This is a genomic window from Malaciobacter mytili LMG 24559, from assembly GCF_003346775.1.
GTDB classification, from domain to species: Bacteria; Campylobacterota; Campylobacteria; order Campylobacterales; family Arcobacteraceae; genus Malaciobacter; species Malaciobacter mytili.
Genome location: NZ_CP031219.1, coordinates 480,607 through 497,858, shown reverse-complemented (window position 1 = coordinate 497,858; position 17,252 = coordinate 480,607). Strand labels below are relative to the sequence as shown.

General features: G+C 25.9%; 15 protein-coding genes. 2 read left to right on the top strand and 13 right to left on the bottom strand.

The genetic code is table 11. From position 1 onward, the window contains the following. Window positions 1-2: 2 nt before the first annotated feature. Window positions 3-713, bottom strand: coding sequence for a DUF445 domain-containing protein (locus AMYT_RS02545; RefSeq protein WP_114841003.1), 711 nt, complete (start codon window positions 711-713; stop codon window positions 3-5). A gap of 115 nt (window positions 714-828) precedes the next feature. Between AMYT_RS02545 and AMYT_RS02540 the strand changes: the two genes are divergently transcribed. After that, entirely contained in the window at window positions 829-2,538 is a 1,710-nt protein-coding gene (locus AMYT_RS02540; RefSeq protein WP_114841002.1) for a lysophospholipid acyltransferase family protein, read from the top strand. 2 nt (window positions 2,539-2,540) lie between these two features. Here AMYT_RS02540 and AMYT_RS02535 read toward each other — a convergent pair whose 3' ends face one another. Both AMYT_RS02535 and AMYT_RS02530 read right to left on the bottom strand, forming a co-directional pair. Continuing rightward, the gene (locus tag AMYT_RS02535; protein ID WP_114841001.1) at window positions 2,541-3,266 is read right to left on the bottom strand and encodes a sensor histidine kinase; all 726 of its coding nucleotides are present in this window, start codon (window positions 3,264-3,266) and stop codon (window positions 2,541-2,543) included. Beyond that, window positions 3,250-3,984: a response regulator gene (locus tag AMYT_RS02530; RefSeq protein ID WP_114841000.1), complete on the bottom strand. Its 735-nt coding sequence runs from the start codon at window positions 3,982-3,984 to the stop codon at window positions 3,250-3,252. The genes AMYT_RS02535 and AMYT_RS02530 overlap by 17 nt, the downstream gene beginning before the upstream one ends. Before the next feature lie 158 nt (window positions 3,985-4,142). Between AMYT_RS02530 and AMYT_RS02525 the strand changes: the two genes are divergently transcribed. Beyond that, window positions 4,143-6,338, top strand: a complete 2,196-nt coding sequence (locus AMYT_RS02525; protein WP_114840999.1) for a TonB-dependent receptor domain-containing protein — start codon at window positions 4,143-4,145, stop codon at window positions 6,336-6,338. A 31-nt stretch (window positions 6,339-6,369) separates the two neighbouring features. Here AMYT_RS02525 and AMYT_RS02520 read toward each other — a convergent pair whose 3' ends face one another. The 10 genes from AMYT_RS02520 to AMYT_RS02475 form a co-directional block, all read right to left on the bottom strand. Continuing rightward, window positions 6,370-7,998 carry a cation:proton antiporter gene (locus AMYT_RS02520; protein WP_114840998.1) on the bottom strand — a complete coding sequence of 543 codons (1,629 nt, stop codon included), beginning with the start codon at window positions 7,996-7,998 and terminating at the stop codon, window positions 6,370-6,372. Continuing rightward, the gene (locus tag AMYT_RS02515; protein WP_114840997.1) at window positions 7,999-10,122 is read right to left on the bottom strand and encodes a DEAD/DEAH box helicase; all 2,124 of its coding nucleotides are present in this window, start codon (window positions 10,120-10,122) and stop codon (window positions 7,999-8,001) included. Beyond that, the gene (locus tag AMYT_RS02510; RefSeq protein ID WP_162919457.1) at window positions 10,106-10,546 is read right to left on the bottom strand and encodes a bactofilin family protein; all 441 of its coding nucleotides are present in this window, start codon (window positions 10,544-10,546) and stop codon (window positions 10,106-10,108) included. Before AMYT_RS02510 ends, AMYT_RS02515 begins: the two co-directional genes overlap by 17 nt. Then, entirely contained in the window at window positions 10,492-11,394 is a 903-nt protein-coding gene (locus tag AMYT_RS02505; protein ID WP_114840995.1) for a M23 family metallopeptidase, read from the bottom strand. Before AMYT_RS02505 ends, AMYT_RS02510 begins: the two co-directional genes overlap by 55 nt. Further along, window positions 11,384-12,553, bottom strand: coding sequence for a folylpolyglutamate synthase/dihydrofolate synthase family protein (locus AMYT_RS02500; protein WP_114840994.1), 1,170 nt, complete (start codon window positions 12,551-12,553; stop codon window positions 11,384-11,386). Before AMYT_RS02500 ends, AMYT_RS02505 begins: the two co-directional genes overlap by 11 nt. Before the next feature lie 8 nt (window positions 12,554-12,561). Next, the gene (gene lptE / locus AMYT_RS02495; protein ID WP_114840993.1) at window positions 12,562-13,071 is read right to left on the bottom strand and encodes an LPS assembly lipoprotein LptE; all 510 of its coding nucleotides are present in this window, start codon (window positions 13,069-13,071) and stop codon (window positions 12,562-12,564) included. A gap of 2 nt (window positions 13,072-13,073) precedes the next feature. Further along, window positions 13,074-15,539 (bottom strand): leucine--tRNA ligase, encoded by a 2,466-nt coding sequence (leuS, locus tag AMYT_RS02490; RefSeq protein ID WP_114840992.1) that lies wholly within the window; start codon window positions 15,537-15,539, stop codon window positions 13,074-13,076. Then, window positions 15,539-15,883, bottom strand: coding sequence for a DUF6394 family protein (locus tag AMYT_RS02485; RefSeq protein WP_114840991.1), 345 nt, complete (start codon window positions 15,881-15,883; stop codon window positions 15,539-15,541). The genes leuS and AMYT_RS02485 overlap by 1 nt, the downstream gene beginning before the upstream one ends. 102 nt (window positions 15,884-15,985) lie before the next feature. Next, entirely contained in the window at window positions 15,986-16,480 is a 495-nt protein-coding gene (locus AMYT_RS02480; protein WP_114840990.1) for a hypothetical protein, read from the bottom strand. 126 nt (window positions 16,481-16,606) lie between these two features. Then, window positions 16,607-17,098 carry a hypothetical protein gene (locus AMYT_RS02475; RefSeq protein ID WP_114840989.1) on the bottom strand — a complete coding sequence of 164 codons (492 nt, stop codon included), beginning with the start codon at window positions 17,096-17,098 and terminating at the stop codon, window positions 16,607-16,609. Between the last annotated feature and the right edge of the window lie 154 nt (window positions 17,099-17,252).

Below are 17,252 nucleotides of genomic sequence, written 5' to 3'. Positions count from 1 at the left end.
TCTTATCCTACTAAAATAGTTGTAATAAATCCTATAAGTCCACCAAATACTGCACCCCAAACAACTAACCAACCAAGATGTTCTTTAATCATCTTTTGAACTATTTCTTTTACCATTTTAGGTGTTAATTCATCTAATCTTTTATTAACAATATTACTTACTTTTTCATAAATATCATCACTTACATCTTTACTTGAAAGTGAACTATGAAGTGCTTCTTGAAAGCTTTCATTTTTAGAGATATTTACAATTGCACTTTGAAGTTTTTCAACAAATGGCTCTTTTAATGGTTCTAAGGCTTGTACTCCTCCAAACATATTTAACATTCCACCAAAAGAAGAATTCATAACAGCTTCTTTTAGGGAGTCAAAAGCAGGAGTAAAATCAGTTTTTTCTAAAATATTTGATAGGTCAAAATGTGTTTTTTTACTTCCAATTTCTTCTTGAAAAAATCTATTTAAATTCTCTTTTGTAAAAAACTCATTCATCATTAAAGAGTAGATTCCTTTTTTAAACTCTTCAAATCTACTCTCAACTACGCCACTTCCATATAAAAAGGGTACTCTCTCAAATAGCATATGTATTGCAATAGCATTTGTTATTGCTCCACTAAATGCAAAAAGGCCAATCATAAGTAAAATCTCATTGTTAGCAAAGAACCCTATTAATATTAGTAAAACAGCTAAAAAATTTGAAATAAAAGACTTATTCATAAACCTTCCTTAATATTTTTTGGGATTTTACCATAAGTTTTATCAAAGAATGAAAAGTAACCTTTTGTAACTTAGTTGTAACTATGATTTATTAAACTTAAAAAAAAGGATTGTAATGATAAATGTAGAAGAAGAGATTATAAAAAAATTCCCTAAAATTAAAGAAAAAGGCAATTTTTTAAGCAAATCAATTTTAAATATTGCAAAAAAAATAGTTCATGAAGAACATATAAATGATTTTTTAATTAAAAATTCTCATTTAAAAGGTTTTGAATTTGTAGATGCAGTTTTAGATTACTTTGATTTTGACTATACAGTTTCAAGCAACGACTTACAAAATATACCCACATCAGGGAAAGTTGTAATTATTGCAAATCATCCATTAGGTGGTCTTGATGCCTTATGTTTATTAAAATTAATTGGAAGTATTAGACAAGATGTAAAGATTGTTGCAAATGATTTTTTAGTAGGATTTGAGGCTTTAAAAACTTTAATGATTCCTATTGATAACTTTAAAAATAGGCAATCAAAAAATGATATTAAAGCAGTTTATGAAGCATTAAATAATGATGAAGCAATTATTATTTTTCCAGCTGGTGAAGTTAGCCGAGCAAGTGCAAAAGGAATAAAAGACCCTATTTGGAATAAAGGTTTTTTAAACTTTGCAGTAAATTCAAATGCTCCTATTCTACCCATTTTTATTGATGGAAAAAATTCAAAAATTTTCTATACTATTTCTGTGATTAATAAAACTTTTTCAACTTTACTTTTATCCCATGAAATGTTTAAGAAAAAATCAAAAAATATTAATATTAAAATAGGTGAACTTATCTCAAATGAGCATATTAAACCAAAAGGTATTGATAAAAAATATCTTATTAATTTATATAAAAAGCACCTATATTCTTTGAAAAAAACAAAAAAATCTTTTTTTATAACTCAAAAAGCAATTGCACATCCTCAAAATAGAAAAGATTTAATTGCTGAGCTTAAAAAATCTGAACTAATAGGTGAAACAAAAGATGGCAAAAAAATCTATTTGTATGACTATAGTGAAGACTCTATTGTTTTAAAAGAGTTAGGAAGATTAAGAGAACTTAGTTTTAGAAAAGTTGGAGAGGGAATAAATAAAAAAAGAGATACAGATAAATATGATATTTATTATAGACATATTATTTTATGGGATGAAAATGATTTGGAAATAGTTGGTTCATATAGAATAGGAGATGGAGACTTTATAAATAAAAACATTGGAGTAAAAGGTTTTTATTCAAATACTTTATTTAAATATCATAATGGATTTTCAGAATATCTAAGAAACTCTATTGAGCTTGGAAGAAGTTTTGTTCAACCTAAATATTGGGGAACAAGAGCATTAGATTATTTATGGTATGGAATAGGTGCATATTTAAAGAAAAATCCACATATTAAATATATGTTTGGTCCTGTTTCTATTTCTGCTTCATTTCCTAAAATTGCAAAAGATATGTTAATTTTTTATTATTCACACTATTATTTAAATGATAATAATTTTGTTGAAGCACGATTGGCTTATCAATACTCTTCAAATATTCAAGATATTAAAGAGTTATTTGTTTTAAATGATAAGAAAAATGATTTTAAAATCTTAAAATCATCTTTAAATAATATGGGAGTTGCAGTTCCTACTTTATTTAAGCAGTATAGTGAAGTTTGTGAAGAGGGTGGTGTTGAATTTTTTGCTTTTAATATTGACCCAAATTTTAGTGATTGTGTAGATGGATTTATTTTAGTTCATATAGATAAATTAAAAGTCTCACAAAGAAAGAGATATATAGGTGAGTAACCCTATATATCCTTTATTTTAATTATAAATTTCGAACCCTTTTCATAAATATACTCAATGGTCCCAAGTAACTGAAGTTTCACAATTTTATTTATAAGTTTTAAACCTAAAGTTTTATTATTTATTTTCTTAAAATTTTCCTTTAATCCTTTTCCATTATCTTTTACTATTATTATCAAATTTGTTTCTTTTTTATAAATAATTATTTTTAACATAGATTTATTTTGTTTTGTAAAAGCATATTTATATGCATTTGTAATTAGTTCATTTAAAACAATTCCGCAAGGTATTGCTTTTTCAAGATTTAAATTTATTTCTTCTATTTTAAATTCAACCAAAACATTATTTGAAATATCGTATGAATGAGAGATAATTTTAACTAAATCTATCACATAACTTTTAAAAGAGATATAATTTATATTTTTAGATTTATAAAGTTTTCTATGTAAAAGTTCCATAGAAAAAATTCTTTCTTGAATATCAATAAGAGCTTTTTTTGTTTTTTTATCACTAAGTTCTTCTTGTAGTTGTATTAATCCAATAATTAAAGCTAAATTATTTTTAGCTCTATGTTGTACTTCTTTTAATAGCAAATCTTTTTCTTTTAAAGATTTTAAACTTTTTTTATTTTCAAAAACTTTTTTTAGTAAAAATGCAAATAAAAAAATAATAATAACTAATAAAATCTCGATAAATAAAAAACATTTTAAATCAAATAAGTTTTTCAATATTTTTTATCCTATATCCTTGTTCATAAAAGTTTTCAAAAAGATTACATCCTAATTTAACTTTTAATCTATAAACAAGTGATCTTAGTTTTGATAAATCATATACATCTTCTCGCCAAATAAAATTATAAATAGTATTAAAACTTATAACTTTACCTGCATATTTTGTAAGAATTTCAAAAAATTTTTTTTCATTTTTTGTTAGTTTAAAAACTATATCATTAACAAATAATTCAGAAGTAGTTTTACTGTATTTTAGATTATTTTCAAAATATATAAACTCTTTTTTTTGTTGATTAAATATTTTTCTATTTTTAAAAAAGAAATAATGTTTATGTAAAGTTGTATTAATAGCAACTTTTAATTCTTCTTGTCTGCAAGGTTTTAGTAAATAAGCATAAGGCTCGCACTCCATTGCCTGCTTAATAATTTTATCATCATAATATGAAGTTAAAAATATTATAGGAATATTAAGATTTTTCCATAAATAGTTTGCCACATCAATTCCTGTTTTTGAACTATTTAAATTAATATCAATTAAAGCAAGATCAGGATAATTATTTTGAGCATAAATAATTGCAACATTTGCAGAAGTAGCTATTTTACTAAGATTAAGTCCAATTTTTTTAAGTTTGGATTCTATTGCCATTGCAAAAACTAATTCATCTTCAACAATTAATATTTTAAATTTTTTATTTATAATTAAATTATTTGACAAAATAACTCCTTAATAAAATCTTGATTTAATAATTATTCTTATTATTATATTAAATATTTTCTTAAAATATCTCTTTATTATAATAATGATTATCAAAATATCATTTTTTCATCATTATTTATAAATAAAATATTGTTAAAACATATTTGGAGGAACATATGAAAATAAAAAAAAGTCTATTATCAATAACTATAATAGCCACAATAAACAACTTATCAGCAAATAATCCATCTAATATGGGGGAAGTAACCGTAATAAGTGCAAGTGGTTATGAACAAAAGTTAGTTAAAGCACCAGCAAGTATTTCTGTGATTACACAAGAGCAATTACATAAAAATTCATATACAAACTTACTTGATGCAATGAGAGATATTGAAGGAGTTGATATTGGAGAAACTAGGGATAAATCAGGACAAGGAACAATTAGTATTAGAGGAATGGGAGGAGATTATACTTTAATTTTAATTGATGGGAAAAAGCAAAACAATAATGGAGATATTTATCCAAATAATTTTGGAGGATTTCAGTATGTAAATATTCCTCCTTTAGAAGCAATTGAAAGAATAGAAATAATTAGAGGTCCTATGAGTACTTTATATGGTGCTGATGCAATGGGAGGAGTAATAAATATAATTACTAAAAAAACTTTTACTAAATGGAGAGGCTCATTTACACAAGGTCAAACTTTTCAAACAGATAATCAATTTGGAAATAATAAAACAAGCGATTTTGCCATAAGAGGTCCTATAATTAAAGATAAATTAGGATTAAGTTTAAGAGGAAGCTATTATGATAAAGAAGCTTCAAATCCCCAAACAAGTTCAGGTACAACTTTTGGAGGGGCAGGAAAAACTGTGGATAATCAAAATTGGACTTTAGGTGCAAGTTTGACTTTTACACCTAGTGATAAACATATTTTAAGATTTGATTATGATATTATGAAACAAAAATATGATAATACAAGCAGTAATGTAGGAACTGTTGATAGTAAAGAAAATTTATGGTTTAAAAGAAGGGGTAATTTTTCTCCAAGAGTTGGATATGCTCCTATTCAAAGAATGCAAAGGGAACAATACTCTATTTTACATGAAGGCTTTTGGGAAATAGGGAAAAGTACAATAGGTATTCATCATATAAAAACTTCAAATAATGGAAGAAGCTTACCATTAAACCCTTCAGAACGACTTTTTATGAATGATTTATATGCTAACTATTCAAGTTTAAATGATTTTGAAACCAATGGTTCAAGTACACAATTAGCACAATTTAATTCATTGTTACCAAGACCAAAAAGAGTCTTAGAGTCAAAAAATATAACCTATAATGGAAAAATTGAAATTCCTTTTGAAAAACATTTTTTAGTTTTAGGAACACAATATATTGATGCACAATTAGAAGATGGTGTATTTGGAATAACAAATAAAACAAAAAAAGCAGTTACAAGTTCATATAAGCAATGGGCACTATTTTTAGAAGATAGTTGGGATATACTAAAAGATTTAACATTTACCACAGGAATTAGATATGATGACCATGAAACTTTTGGAAGTCACCTTAGTCCAAGAGCTTATTTAGTTTACAATGCAAATTCTAACTTAATTTTTAAAGGTGGTGTTGCAACAGGATATAAAACTCCCAAAACAACAGATCTTTTTTCAGGAATTACAGGTTTTGGAGGACAAGGGACTTTACCCTGGGTTGGAAACCCAAATTTAAAACCCGAAGAGAGTCTAAATACAGAAATAGCTGCTTATTACCAACATAATGCTGGACATGATTTTAATATTACTTTATTTAAAAATAATTTTAATAATAAAATTGAAAGTGTTAATGTTCAACAAAATCAACTTCCTTCTCAATGGAATACAATTGCAAGTTCTATGAGACAAAAACAAAATATTGGAAATGCACAAATTAAAGGTATTGAACTATCAGGTAAATATAAAATTCTAGATAATTTAACAATTAAAGCCAATTATACTTATACTGATTCAAAAAGAGATGATAATAAAAATCCTCTTTCTTCAACAGCAAAACATTTATATAGTGCAACTTTAAATTGGCAAACAACTTCTAAATGGAATAATTTTTTAAGAATAGTAGGAGAAAAAGATAGATGGAGAGGAGATGATAAGCTAAAATATTATGATAACTATCAAGTATTTGATTTAGGAACATCATATAAAATATCTAAAGATGTAATTTTTAATGCAAGAATTAATAATTTATTAGATAAAGATTTTACAAAAATGACAAGTTATAAAAATGATAATGGAGATACTGTAGAAACTTATGCTTATAATCTTGCACAAAAAAGAAGAGAACTATGGCTAAGTCTTAATATTAAATTTTAATTATCAAGTGGATAAAAATCCACTTGATTTTTTATATATTCTTAAAAATTGGAAGCTGACAACTTCTTGTCTCTTCTACTATTGCTTTTGATAAGACCTCATCTTCAACAATAATATGTTCTAAATTTAACCCCTCAAGCTCTTTTTTCTCACTTGGTCTTCCAACTTTTACTATTGTTTTACTATTATCAATTAAGTCATTAATAACTTCACAAATAAGATGTAATTTTTCTGGGTTATCAATAGCTACAATTGTTGCTGAACACTTTTTAATATTTACAGATTTTAAAATAGTTTTACTTGCAGCATTTCCAAAAATAATTGGTTCATTTTCATCTTTACCTATTTTATAATACTTCATATTATGCTCAATAATTACATAATTTCTATGCTCTTCTTTTAACTTTTTTACAATTTCTTGTCCTAAATGACCATATCCAATTACTACAATATGCCCTTGTGTATCAGAATCAACTTGTAAAGTATTTAATATTTGCATAGTATCTTCTGGAATTAATTTTGAAGCAAAAGATGAAAGATTTTTAAGTACGATTGGTGTTAAAATCATAGAAATAACTATTGTTACTATAAGTACTTGAGAATATGTTGGATCAATTAAAGATTTACTTCTTGCTAATTCTAAAACAGCAAGAGAGAATTCACCAATTTGAACTAAAGATAAGGCTGTTTTAAATGCAACTCTTTTTGTATCATCAATTCTAACAATTAAGTAAATAATAATATACTTTAATCCAAGTAAAATTGGAAGTAATATTAAAATCGTAACTATATTTTGAGCAATTACTGTAAAGTTTATTTGCATACCAACAGTTATAAAGAAAACTCCAAGCAATAAGTTTCTAAAAGGTATTAAGTCTGCTTCAACTTGATGCTTAAACTTTGTTTCACTAATCATCATACCAGCAATAAAAGCTCCTAAAGAATATGAAAAACCAAAATAATGAGCTAAATATGAGGCCCCTATTGCTATTAATAAAACTGAACCTACAAATAACTCTTCAGATTTTGATTGACTTACATATTCAAAAAATGGTTCTAAAAGGTATCTTCCAGATACATATAATAAAAGTATTAAAATCATAGCTGCAATAGTAGTTTCAAAAATTATATTAGCAACAGATTTATCATCTCCCATACTAAAAATAGAGATCATTAAAAGTATTGGAATAACAGCAATATCTTGCATAATTAAAATACCTAAAACTCTCCTTCCATAAGGCTTTTTTATATCTCCATTTTCATTATATATTTTAAGTACAATAGCTGTTGAAGATAAAGATAATGCAGCTCCTAAAATCAAAGAAGTTTTATAATCAAAGTTTAAAATATACATACAAATTAATACTACAAAAGTTGTAGTTACTAATATTTGTAAAGAACCTGTAACAAGCACTTCTTTTTTCATTTTATTTAGATGTTCTAGGGAGAACTCTAAACCAATTGTAAACATTAGAAAAACAACACCAAACTCGGCTATTTCTTTTAAGTCATGATTATTTACAGCCGCGTGTAAATCAAATAAATATGCAATAATAGTACCTGTTACTATATATCCTATAATTGTAGGTAAATTAAATCTTTTTAAAATAAGATTAACTACAACTGCAATAAAAATTGTCCAAACAATAATTCCTAACATTTACCTTCCTATAATTTGTTTGTAATGCATCTGTTTATATCCTTCAAGCCTTTTTTTAAAAGCTGAATTTAACATTGCATTTTTTGAATCTAAAAAATCAATTGCTAAACACTCTTGTCCATCTCTTCCTATTCTTCCTAAATATTGTATAAGTCTTCCATAGTAAGAAATAGGAGTTGCAAATAAAATTGTATTTAAATGAGGAAAATCTATACCTTCACCAAAGTATGAAGTAGTTGCAAGTATCAAACTTTTGGTTTCTACTTGCTGCATATTTTCACTTTGTTCTTTTTTATTCATACTTCCATGAATACAAACATAGTCGATTCCCTCTTGTTTTAACATAGCTTCCAAGAGATTTAAATGTTCTATTCTATCACTTAATACCAAAATTTTTCTTTTAATATTTTGTTTTATTTGCTCTAAAATTAAATTATTTCTAGTTTGATTAGAACAAAGTTCATTTATCAAGGTTGCATAATTATCTGCTTGACTTGAAAATTGTGTTTTTATAACTAATAAATCATTATAACCACTCTTTTTCTTTTTATATTCATAAGAGATATTTCCAAGTTGCTGAAATAAAATTGGATCAAGACCATCTTTTCTTTTTGGAGTTGCACTAAGACCTAAAACATATTTACCATGAAATTGTTTTATTATCTGCTCAAAGGTAACTGCTGGAATATGATGACATTCATCTACAATTACAAATGAATAATTATTTATAATTGAAGCATCATTTTTTAAACTTTGCATTGTAGCAACATCAATAATTCCAGTTAATTTATTTTTCCCTTTGCCCAAATATCCTATATCTTTTTTTTCATATCCAAAATAATCAACAAATCTTTGAATCCATTGAGTTAATAGCATATTTTTATTTACTACTATTAATGTGGAACAAGCTCTAAGTTCTGTCATTTTTGCACCAATTAAAGTCTTACCAAAACCAGGAGGTGCAACACATATAGAAAAATCTGTTTTTAAAATATTTTTTATAGCTTCTTGCTGTTCTTCTCTTAAAGTAAAAGTAATTTTTTTAGTTTCAATTTTTTCTAAAAATTTTTTATCTTCAAGCTTATATTTTATATTATGTTTATCAAAATACTCTAAAACTTTATAAATTAAACCCCTTGGCAATTTTAGATACTTTTCATCTTCTTCAAAGTTTTTAATTACCCTTGGAGTATTGTATAAAGGTTTTCTTAAAGATAAAAGCACTTTTATTTGTGGATTATCAAAAGAAGCAAATGCCTTTAATTTATTTAAAAATGATTTTGATAAATCCTTTGTAGGAATATATAAAAAATCATAAATTATTAAATTTAATAAAACTTGTGGATATTCAATACTTTCAAAAGTATCACTATCAAAACTACTTACATCATCACTTTGTGTAAGCTTTAATATCTCAGCTTTTTTTATTTTTAATACATTTGATAAAACACTCCATTGATCTTCATAAACCTTTGAAGTATTTATATCTATAAATTCTGTTTTATGCTCTTTTCTAAACTTTAATTGTAAAGGCAAAGTAATACTTGAACCTAAACTAGCTTTTGTTGCAAACTCTTCATTTGGAAAAACTTTAGCACTAATTGCTGCTTTTTTTATAATAGTTTTAGCCAAAGAATTTGCAATTTTTGCACTTACTTTTTCTTCAAAAAATATCCAAGCTTTTAAACTATTATGCTGTGAAACTTCATAATAAGCTCTAATATTTAAAGAATTTAAAGCTATTTGAAGTTTAAACTTATCCTCTTGCAAAATTTCTAAAACAATATATTTGCATTGGTTAGTATTATCTATAACATAAGAAGCTAAAAAGCATAAACCTCTTAAATGTTGTTCTATTTCATTATTAGTTAAAGGAAGATAATCTTCAGCTTTAAAGGTTTGAGTAACAGGGAAAAAACCTTCTTTTTTCCCATCTTTACTAATCCATTTTTTAGCAAAAATATCTGTTCTACTTACAAATAAATCTTTAAATAAATCTATTTTTTCATATTTTGAAAGGTGTTTTTTTGTGTCATGAAGCTTAGACTCTAAAAGTCTAATCTCTTCTTCAATTTTAAGTTTTTCTTGGTATAGTTGATTTAATTTCTCACGAATTTTTATCATGACTAATTGGTGTTGGTGAGATTATGATATTATTGATTTTTTGTTCAATTTCACCATATCTACTTGTTAAGCTTGAACTTTTTCTAATACCTCTACCTTCAAACTTACCATTCTCTTCAATAACAAGTTCATTATATTTAATTTCACCTATTACTTTTCCTGTTGATAAAACATGTACTTCATTACAATCTATTTTTCCATCAAAAAGCCCACTAACAATTAAATTATTTGCTTTAATATCACCGATTACTTCACCAGTTTGACCAATTGTAATTACATCAGCTTCTAAAATAACACCTTCAAACTTACCATCAATATGAACAGTCCCTTCTGTACTTATTCCACCAATTATGCAAGTACCTTGTGCAATTACTGTCGCACTATTTTGTTGTGTTCGCTTATTAGATTTACCAAAGATTCCCACGGAATTCTCCTTTGCTTTTTGAAAATAGATTCATAATTTTTAATATCCCAAAAAATAAAATCTCTTGGATTTAATACTTTTGTTCCATATCTCATTTCATAGTGTAAATGTGGTCCAGAACTATTTCCACTATTTCCACTAAGACCAATTAGGTCTCCTTTTTTTACAACTTGACCTATTTTAACTTTTGTTTTATTTAAATGAGCATAAAGAGTTTGGAAACCATATCCATGCATTATCTTAATAACTCGCCCAAAACCACCCCTATCATTTGGTTCCACATAACTAACAACTCCATCAGCAGTTGCAAAAATTTCTGTTCTCATAGCTGCTTTTAAATCAATTCCTCTATGAAATATTTTTTTATTTGAAATAGGGTGGATTCTATAACCATAATTTGAAGTAACTCTTGTGAGTTTTAAAGGACTTCCATTTGGTATAGTTCTTAACATATAAACTTTTTCAACAGTAGTCATTGTAGCTAGTGTTGCCCTTTTAATTAAGTCTATATCCTCATCTTTTTTTATACCAATTATCTCTTCAAGATGGTCTAATTTAGAACTAAGTTCTTCTATATCCTCAATTTTACCTTGTATCTGCTTTGAATAAAAACTATTTTGAGCTAATAATTCTTTTTCTTTTTTAGTTAATTGTGCAATCTCTTCTCTTTTTGATTCTTTAATATTTGACACTTCACTATGCAAATATGTGATAAGCCAAAAACTAAGCCCTAAAACAAAAAGTGCAATAATCGAAAATATAACTACAAATTTTCTTATAAACTGATGTACATTATATGATTTTGTACCACTTACATCAGATACTGTGATGATTAACCTATTTTTCATTAAACCCTATTAATTTTAAAAATTTTTCAATTACTAAAAAAGAACCAAATACTAAATATTCTTCATTTTCTTTTATTTCAAGATTAAAAGTTGTCATTATATTGTAATCTTTACAAATATTTAATAAATTATTTTTATTTGCTATTCTTTTATCTTCAATTTCCAATATAATTAGCTCTTTTATTATAGGTTTTAGTATTCTTAAAACCTCTTTATAATCTTTATCTTCATAAGAGTTATATATCAAAATGATTTTTTTATGTTCAAACTCTGATTTTAAAACCTGCGCAGCCAAAGGGTTATGTCCCACATCTATTGTAATATTTGGTGCAATTTTTTGACATCTTCCTTGTAAAGTTACATCATCAAATAATTTTATATCAATATCAATTTTTAGATATTTTAAAGCTTCTATTACTAAATGAAGATTTCTTTTTAAATATTTAGCAAATTTATCATTTATTGTATATTTTTCAAACTCTTCAACAAAAGTAATATCAATTAAATATCCAAACTCTTGTTCTAATTGTTCTTTTACTTTAAAAGCTTCGAGTTTTACTTTATTATGAATTTGATAACCAACTATCATATGGTTATTGCAAGCTCGCATTTTTGTTCTTGCAATTTCTTCTACACTATTACCTAAAAAAGATTGATGGTCTAAATCAATTGTTGTAATTAAACTTAAATTATTTTCTACAACATTTGTGGCATCAAACTCACCACCAAGTCCAGCTTCCAATACAATATAATCAAAATTTGAGCTTAAAAATAGAGCTATTAAAGTAGTATATTCAAAATATGTAAGCTTTTGCAAAAGTTCTAGAGGTAAGATATTTTGTATTTTTTTATGAGCTTCTTCTAAATTATTATCACTAACATCACTTCCATTTATCCAAATTCTTTCATTAAATTTAGAAATATGTGGTGAACTATAATGAAGAACTTTATACTCTTTTTTATATAAATAATGAGCTAAAAATCTCCCTGTACTTCCTTTACCATTTGTTCCAACTATATGTATAACAAAAGGAAGTTTTATATGATTTTTTAAGATTTCCCAAGAGTTTTTTACTATTGAGAAATCTATTTTGTCATAATATAAAGTTTTATGTTCTAAAAACTTTTCTAAAGTACAATTTTTTAAATTTTCTTGCATTACTTATTCTACTTTTTAAAAGAGTAAACAGCTATTTTTGATATTACCTCTTCTAAAGCTTTAGATGCTGCTATTTTAATAGCCTCAAATCTCTTTGTATCTGTTATAGTTGCACTATTATCCAGTGAGAAATCATGTGTACCAGTTACAGTAAATGCATTTTTTACTTTAGCATTTTCATAAGAAACAAAAACACTTACATATGCTTTATATAGTTTTGTATATCCTTCATCATCATATGAAGATTCACTTAAAGATACAGAACCTAATCTAAGTTTCATTATAGTATCTGCATCTTTTCTATTATCAACTAATTTTGCATTAAGTCTGTGTACTAAAATTTCATTCATTGCATCTTTAATTAATACAGCATTTTTTGGATCTTTTAAATCTACATATAAATCTACAAAAACATTACCATTTATTTGCTCTTTTGCATAATAACTAGATGGCTTATATCCACATCCTGAAAAAAGTATAACAATAAAAAATAATAGTACTAATAGACTTTTTTTCATTTTTATCCTTTAATTACTAAGTTTACTAACTTATTTGGTACAACTATCTCTTTGATAATTTCATTACCTTCAAGCCATTTATTAGCCTGTTTTTTAGCAATTTCTAAAATTTCTTCTTTTGAAGCACTAGGAGATACTTCCACTTCACATCTTTTTTTACCATTAATTGTTACAGCTAAAACAATTGAATCTAAAGCAAAAACTTCTTCTTTTACTTCAATTTTGTTATTGAAATTTTTTCTTTCAAATAAATTATCAGCTAATTCCCAACAAGTATGAGGAATTATTGGCTCTAAAATATTTGTAAGAATATAGTATCCTTCTGCCCATACTAATTCATTATTTTGAGCTTGTAATGCATTTAAAGCTTCCATAGCTCCAGCAATTAGTGTATTAAATGTAAAAGTTTTTGTAAATACATCATTTGCTCTTTTTAATGCATCATAAACTTTTCTTCTAGCTTCTTTTTCTTCTTTATTTAATGAACTATGCTCAATATTTTCAAAATTTAATGCAGCTTCTTTTGAGATATTACTACTTCTTTGTACAAATTTTTTAATAAATTTATATGCACCTTCTACTGCACTATCATTCCACTCTAACTCTTTAGTTGGAGGTGCTGCAAATAAAATAAATAATCTAGCTGTATCTGCACCAAACTCTTCAACAATAGAATCAGGATCTACAACATTTCCTTTTGATTTAGACATTTTAGCACCATCTTTAAGTACCATACCTTGAGTAAGTAATCTTTTAAAAGGTTCTCTTGAATTTACATATCCTAAATCATTTAATACTTTAGTGAAAAATCTTGCATATAAAAGGTGTAAAATTGCATGTTCAATTCCACCAATATATTGATCAACATCCATCCAGTAATCAGCATCTTTTTTAGAAATTCCCTCTTTTTCCCATTTTTTATGATTTGTTGCATATCTTAAAAAATACCAAGAAGATTGTACAAAAGTATCTAAAGTATCTGTCTCTCTTAAAGCCTCTTTACCACATTTTGGACAAGCACATTTTTTCCATGTTTCATGAGTATCTAATGGATTTCCATGTCCTGTAATTTCTACATCTTCAGGAAGAGCAATAGGTAAATTTTCAACCTTTTCTGGAACTAATCCACAAGAATCACAATGTACAAAAGGAATAGGTGCTCCCCAATATCTTTGTCTTGATACTCCCCAATCTCTTAGTTTAAAATTAACTTGTTTTTTTCCAATTGAGTTTTGTTCAAAATGATAAATTATTGCTTTTTTTGCTTTTATATTTTTAAGTCCAGTAAAACTTTCTGAATTTATTAGCTCACCTTCACCTGTAAAGGCTTCAGTTGGATTTTCAATAATTCCCTCACTTCCTACAATTACTTGTTTTATAGGTAAAGAGTATTGCTTTGCAAACTCAAAATCTCTTTGGTCATGGGCTGGAACTGCCATAACTGCTCCACCACCATAAGAAGCCAATACAAAGTTAGCTACCCATACAGGGATAAGTTCACCTGTTAAAGGATGAATTACATCAATTTCTAAAGAAACTCCTTGTTTATCTTGAGTTGCTCTATCTCTTTCACTTACTTTTTGCATAGCTTTAATAGCTTCAATTTTATCATTTGGAAGTAAATTATTTTCAACTATATATTTTACAATTGGATGTTCTGGTGCTAAAGCTGAATAAGAAATACCATAAATTGTATCTGGTCTTGTTGTAAATACTTTATATGAAGCAAATTGTTTATTTAATTTAAATCTTGAATCTTTAGATAATTCTAAATCAAACTCTAAACCTTCACTTCTTCCTATCCAATTTTCTTGCATTGTAAGAACTTGTGATGGCCATGAACCTTCTAATGTTTTTAAATCATCAAGTAATTCTTGTGCATATTTTGTAATAGCAATATAATATCCTGGCATCTCTTTTTGCTCAACAGGAGTTCCACATCTCCAACAACAACCCTCTTCTACTTGCTCATTTGCTAAAACAGTATGGCAAGGTTCACACCAATTTACTACTGTTGATTTTCTATATAAAAGTCCAGCTTCATACATTTTAATAATAAACTCTTGTTCCCATTTTGTATAAAGTTCATCAGAAGTTGCAAATTCTCTTGTTTGGCTAAAAGATAAACCTAAAGCTCTTAGCTCATCTCTCATATAATCAATATTTTCATATGTCCATTTTTTTGGATGAAGCTTATGTTTAATAGCTGCATTTTCTGCTGGCATACCAAAACTATCCCAACCAATTGGATGTAAAACATTAAAGTTTGCTTTTCTAAAATATCTAGCTATTGCATCACCTAAACAGTAGTTTCTAACATGTCCCATATGAATTCTACCACTTGGATATGGGAACATACTTAAAATATATTTTTTTTCTTGTTTTGTATCATCAGATGGCTCAAAACTTTTATTTTCACTCCAAAAAGTTTGCCATTTTTTTTCTAGTTGTTGTGGATTATATTCCATTAATAATCATCCTTATCTTGACTTTTTGCACTTTCTATTAGCGCTAATGCTATTGAGAAAAGATTTGCTACAACTGCACCTATTGCTAAAGCAATTGCCATTCTTTCATCACCTATAAAAGTTAATACCATAAACGCAGGAATTAGGTGTAAGTCTGCCACTAATGAACTTGCTAATAGTTCTGCTGCTAAAAGATTTTTTACACCAATTTTTAAAATTGTAGAGATTACATTTACACCTGCAGCTAAGAACAATGCTACTGCATTTGGCTCATAAATAAACCCTGCTGTAGTTGTGAGTGACATGAGTGAGAAAAATATATAAGTTACCTTACCCCAATCCATAGTTATCCTTTTAAAGTTTTACTTTTAATATTAGGCAAATATATTACCTAAAAAAGGATAAAAAAGGCTTTAAAACTATGGTATTAAGGTTTTTGAAGAAAACTAATTGTCTAGTTTTTTTCTATTTTTAATAGAAACTATCATTTTTACAATAAGATATATGATAACTACTTTTATAAAAATTTGAACAATTGTATATAGACTAAAACCACTAAATTCAAATTCAAATGGATTTATAATATTATGAAAAAGTAAATTAAATGTTACATCTTTTGTAATATAAAAATAAATTCCAAGTAAAACATACATAACTAGTGAAAAAAATTGATTTTTTCTCATTTGTACAATACTATAAATAAAGTGCCAGACAAAAAAAGAGATAAATATTGCTATTAAAGCCTCTTTAAATAAGCCTTCTTGAATATCAACTATATAAGTTTTTGCTATGGGTAAATAAAAATACTCAATTAATGAAGATATTAATTCTAAAACAAATATCCAAGTCAATGCTAAGTACCAATCTGTACCATTCCTTGAAGTATATTTATCAAAAAGATAAAAAAAACTCTCTTTATTTGCTGTAGTTGAAGTTTGCATTTGTTCTCTCCTTATATATTGCAAAAAATCTTTGCAAATTCTTATTAAATATATAATATCAAGAAAATATAAACGCTTTTTTAACAAAATAAAGAAATTTATTATTAAAATTGTAATTTATTGGCTTTAAACTCTTTTGTACCTTAAAGCTATTACTAATTGAAAAATCAAATATGTGGTAACTAATTTAAAAATAAGCTGAATTGTAAAATATATACTTCCACCAATATCCAATTCCAAAGGATTTAAATTATGTAAAAGCAAATTAAAAGTTACATCTTGAGTAATTACTAAATATAAACCTATAACTGCATAAAGCCCTAAATATAATAAATTGCTCTTATTTATAAAAATTAAATTATAAACACACAACCATACAAAAGGAACCACAAGAGAAGCTACAAAAATCTCTTTATAAAAACTTTGAGGTATATACTCTATATAAATATGCGATTTTTTTACAAAAAAATATTCAAAAATCACTGCTGAAATTTCAAAAAGAACTATCCAAAAAAGTGCTAATTGCCAATCTGTTGCATTATTTGAAGATATTTTATCAAAAGTATATTTTATATTTTTTAATTTAGAATTATTAGATTTTTTAATATCAGTAACCATTTTTTACCTTTATAATTAAAAGGAAATTATCTTATTAAAGAAATATTATTTTATTGCATTTTTCTTTAAACAAAGCTATTGTAGAAGTATATATAAGATTATTTATAAAATAATTATGAATTTTGAGATTTTTAAAAGTAAAGACACAAAATAG

Coding starts and splice junctions, on each gene's coding strand:
- AMYT_RS02540 (WP_114841002.1), top strand. CDS start 829: ATGATAAATGTAGAAGAAGAGATTATAAAAAAATTCCCTAAAATTAAA.
- lptE (WP_114840993.1), bottom strand. CDS start 13,071: ATGAAAAAAAGTCTATTAGTACTATTATTTTTTATTGTTATACTTTTT.
- AMYT_RS02520 (WP_114840998.1), bottom strand. CDS start 7,998: ATGTTAGGAATTATTGTTTGGACAATTTTTATTGCAGTTGTAGTTAAT.
- AMYT_RS02500 (WP_114840994.1), bottom strand. CDS start 12,553: ATGCAAGAAAATTTAAAAAATTGTACTTTAGAAAAGTTTTTAGAACAT.
- AMYT_RS02480 (WP_114840990.1), bottom strand. CDS start 16,480: ATGCAAACTTCAACTACAGCAAATAAAGAGAGTTTTTTTTATCTTTTT.
- AMYT_RS02485 (WP_114840991.1), bottom strand. CDS start 15,883: ATGGATTGGGGTAAGGTAACTTATATATTTTTCTCACTCATGTCACTC.
- AMYT_RS02505 (WP_114840995.1), bottom strand. CDS start 11,394: ATGAAAAATAGGTTAATCATCACAGTATCTGATGTAAGTGGTACAAAA.
- AMYT_RS02515 (WP_114840997.1), bottom strand. CDS start 10,122: ATGATAAAAATTCGTGAGAAATTAAATCAACTATACCAAGAAAAACTT.
- AMYT_RS02475 (WP_114840989.1), bottom strand. CDS start 17,098: ATGGTTACTGATATTAAAAAATCTAATAATTCTAAATTAAAAAATATA.
- leuS (WP_114840992.1), bottom strand. CDS start 15,539: ATGGAATATAATCCACAACAACTAGAAAAAAAATGGCAAACTTTTTGG.
- AMYT_RS02525 (WP_114840999.1), top strand. CDS start 4,143: ATGAAAATAAAAAAAAGTCTATTATCAATAACTATAATAGCCACAATA.
- AMYT_RS02545 (WP_114841003.1), bottom strand. CDS start 713: ATGAATAAGTCTTTTATTTCAAATTTTTTAGCTGTTTTACTAATATTA.